Origin of the sequence: Streptomyces sp. SID11385, from assembly GCF_010548245.1 — a bacterium.
Classification (GTDB): Bacteria; Actinomycetota; Actinomycetes; order Streptomycetales; family Streptomycetaceae; genus Streptomyces.
Map to the genome: position 1 here is coordinate 1 of NZ_JAAGLR010000152.1, position 3,374 is coordinate 3,374.

General features: G+C 73.7%; 4 protein-coding genes. 1 reads left to right on the top strand and 3 read right to left on the bottom strand.

Translation table 11 applies throughout. The features are described 5' to 3' along the window. Positions 1–202: hypothetical protein (locus tag G3I42_RS04915; RefSeq protein WP_164282706.1), on the bottom strand; the 202-nt coding region annotated here is incomplete at its 3' end. 104 nt (positions 203–306) lie between these two features. Here G3I42_RS04915 and G3I42_RS04920 point away from each other — a divergent pair. After that, positions 307–1,038, top strand: a complete 732-nt coding sequence (locus G3I42_RS04920; protein WP_203606377.1) for a DUF5995 family protein — start codon at positions 307–309, stop codon at positions 1,036–1,038. Between the two features lie 23 nt (positions 1,039–1,061). Here G3I42_RS04920 and G3I42_RS04925 read toward each other — a convergent pair whose 3' ends face one another. Continuing rightward, positions 1,062–2,753 (bottom strand): NAD(P)/FAD-dependent oxidoreductase, encoded by a 1,692-nt coding sequence (locus tag G3I42_RS04925; RefSeq protein ID WP_164282708.1) that lies wholly within the window; start codon positions 2,751–2,753, stop codon positions 1,062–1,064. Between the two features lie 30 nt (positions 2,754–2,783). After that, the coding region (locus G3I42_RS04930; RefSeq protein WP_164282710.1) for a nitrilase-related carbon-nitrogen hydrolase at positions 2,784–3,374 on the bottom strand (591 nt) is incomplete at its 5' end.

Sequence of the window (3,374 nt, forward strand, 5' to 3'; positions counted from 1 at the left end):
TCGTCCTCGTGAGCACGCCCGTCAGGCCGCCCGCGAGGACGACGCACGTGGCGGCGGTGACCATCGCGCCGCGCAGGAGCGTCGGCGTGCCGCGCGAGGAACCGGCGCCGACGCTCGCGGACCCGCCGCGCCCCGCTCCGTCCCCGCGCCCCGCGAAGGGCCCCCGCCGTACCGCCCGGTGCCTCGCCCGGTTCCCGCCCACGTGTGCTCCTCCCCCACCGCGCCCCTGTCCCCCGTGTCCCCCGATGCGGGGACGTGCCCGGCACGGCGGCACGCGCCACAGGCTAGGGCTGGGAGCCTGCTGCCATGGGCCACTCTCAGCAGCCGACCGAAGTGTCCGCCCGCGCCGTGCGCCGCGTCGACGAGGGAGTGGACGGGGTCCTCGCCCGCATGCGCGGGCTCGGCGCCCACTGGCCGGAGCGCGATGGCGTCGCCGTCTTCCACCGGCTCTACACACGCGTCACGGAGGAGGTCGGGCACCTCGTGGACCGGGGCGGATTCCCCGACCGGCGGGCCGCCGTGACGCTCGACGTGCTCTTCGCCGAGCGGTACCTGCACGCCGTCGAGACCTTCGAGCGGGGCGGTCGCGCCCCCGCCTGCTGGCGCCCGCTCCTGCACGCGCGCGACCGTCGCGGGGTACGTCCCGTGCAGTTCGCCCTCTGCGGCGTCAACGCGCACATCGGGCACGATCTCGCGCTCGCGGTCGTGGACACCTGCCGTACGCTCGCCTGCGCTCCCGAGGACCTGCGCGACGAGTTCGATCAGGTCGGTGATCTGCTCGCGACGCTGGAGGAACGCGTGCGCGAGGACCTCATGCCGGGTCCCGATCTCCTCGAACTCGCCGACCCGCTCACCCACGTGGCGGGCGCGTGGAGCATCGAGCGGGCGCGGAGCGCGGCGTGGGTCGCGGCGCGGGCCCTGTGGGCGGTACGCGACCTGACGGGCGTGGCCGAGGAGATGCGCGCACGGCTGGACGAAGGGGTCGGGCTGGTGGGGCGGCTGCTCGTGACGCCCCTCGTCCCCGCGCAGCCGCGCTGACGTCCCCGGCCGCCGGGCGGGGGTCAGTCCTCCGGCAGTTCCACCGGGGCCAGTTCCTCGAAGCGGTCGCCGGGGCCCGGATTCGTCGGGTCCGTCGTGCCGCCGAGGTGGTGCATGACGCCCCACACGGCGTTGAGCGCCGTCTGCACCGCGCCCTCCGCCCAGCCCGCCGTCCAGGAGATGTCGTCGCCCGCGAGGAAGAGGCCGCGCCGGTCGTCGGGCAGGTGCTCCTGCGCGAAGTGCGTGAACAGGCGGCGCTGGTAGCGGTAGTGGCCGGGCAGGTTCGCCTTGAAGGCGCCCATGAAGTAGGGCTCGTCCTCCCAGGAGACGGTCACCGGGTCGCCGATGACGTGCCCCCGGATGTCGACGTTCGGGTAGATCTCGCCGAGCGACTTGAGCATGACCTCCATGCGCGCGTGGGCGCTCAGCGGCAGCCACTTGAGGCTGTCGTCGCACCACGTGTAGGAGAGGCAGATCGTGGCCGGGCGGTCGGGGCCGTTGTCGAGGAGGTAGGTGCCGCGCGTCATGCGGTCGGTGAGCGTCATCGACATGACGTCCCGTCCGGTGACCGGGTCCTTGTCCTTCCAGAACGGCCGGTCGACGGGCACGAAGAGCTTGCTGGACTCCATGTAGTGGGTGCGCTCGATCGCCGTCCAGTGGTCGATCGGGAAGAGGTCGTCGTCGCAGGCGATCTGGGAGAGCAGCATCCAGGACTGCGCGGTGAAGACGGCGGCCTTGTAGGTGCGGATGCGGCCGTCCGCGTCGGTCACCGTGATCCTGTTGCCCGCCGTGCGGTGCAGCCGGGTGACGGCGGGGCGCGGGCTCCCGTCGTGCAGCGAGGAGAGCGAGGTGCCGTGCGGCCAGTGCACGAGCTTGTCGGGCGCGCGCTCCCACAGCCGCAGCGGCAGTTGCTGACTGCCGCCCTTGATGCCCCGGTGGTGGTCGTCGGCCTCGGTGTAGACGACGCGGAGGATCTCCAGGATGGAGTTGGGGAAGTCGGTGTCCCAGCCGCCCGTGCCGAAGCCGACCTGCCCGAAGATCTCGCGGTGCCGGAAGGACGCGAAGGCCGGTGACTGGCAGAGGAAGCCGTAGAAGGTCTGGTCGTCCAGCTCACGCACGAGCCGCCCCCACAGCGCGCGGACGCGCGGGATGTCGCGGGCGCGCAGCGCCTCGTTCATCGCCGTGAAGTCGGCGCCGTCCTCCAGGCAGCGGCGCCAGGCCTCGGCGACGTCGCGGTAGACCTGCGGCAGGTCCTCGATGGTGCGCGCGTAGTGCGACTCGCCCTTGAGGTCGACGACGGTGGACGGCGTGACCGGCGCGAGGGGGTTCGGGAAGTCCTCCGTCTCCAGACCGACGAGGTCGATGTAGTGCTGGAGCGCGGTGGAGGAGGGCGGGAAGCGCATCGCGCCGAGTTCGGCGGTGAGCTCCGGGTCGCAGCCCTCGAAGCCGACGGTGCGCAGGCGGCCGCCGAGCCGGTCGGCCTCGTACACGACGGGGCGCAAACCCATCTTCATCAGCTCGTAGGCGGTGACGAGCCCGGAGAGGCCGCCGCCGATGACGGCGACCTCGGTGCCGTGCTCGGTGGCGGGGACCTGGCCGAGCCCGGCGGGGTGCGCGAGGTGTTCGTCGTAGGGGAAGGGGAAGTCCGGGCCGCACATGGTGATGGGCGGGCGCGCGTCGCCGCCGGGCACGGCGGTGGGCACGGTGGAGGTCATGCGGGGGCTCCCAGGGTGGTGCGGGGTGGGTCAGCGGTACAGGTCCGTGCGCCGGTCGGCGAGGTACGGGTTGGCCGCGCGCGAGGCGGCGAGGAGGGCCGGATCGGCCTCGGCGAGCAGCAGTCCGGGCCCGGCAGCCGCGCGGGCGGGCGTCGTCCCGTCGGGCGCGGCCAGGCAGCTGAGCCCGACGAAGTCGAAGCCGCCCTCGGGCCCGGTGCGGTTCACGTACGCGACGTAGAGCTGGCTCTCGACGGCGCGCACGGGCACGAGCGAGCGGGCGACGAAGTCGTACGGGGCGAGCAGCGCGGTCGGCACGAGCAGCACGTCGGTACCGGCCTCGGCGTGCGCCCGTACGTTCTCGGGGAACTCCACGTCGTAGCAGATGAGCACGCCGACCCTGATCCCCCGCAGCTCCGCCTGCACCACCGCGCGGTCGCCGGGCGTGAAGACGGAGCGCTCGTGGGGGCCGTAGAGGTGGGTCTTGCGGTACGCGGCGAGCGGGGCGCCGTCCGGGCCGACGAGGAGCGCGGAGTTGTACGTGGCCGATCCGGCGCGCTCGGGGTAGCCGGCCAGGACCGCGAGGCCGTGGCGGCGCGCGAGCGCGGCGAGTCCGGCCTCCGC

Excerpts from the sequence above, each read along its gene's own strand:
- G3I42_RS04925 (WP_164282708.1), bottom strand. The coding sequence starts at position 2,753 with ATGACCTCCACCGTGCCCACCGCCGTGCCCGGCGGCGACGCGCGCCCG.
- G3I42_RS04920 (WP_203606377.1), top strand. The coding sequence starts at position 307 with ATGGGCCACTCTCAGCAGCCGACCGAAGTGTCCGCCCGCGCCGTGCGC.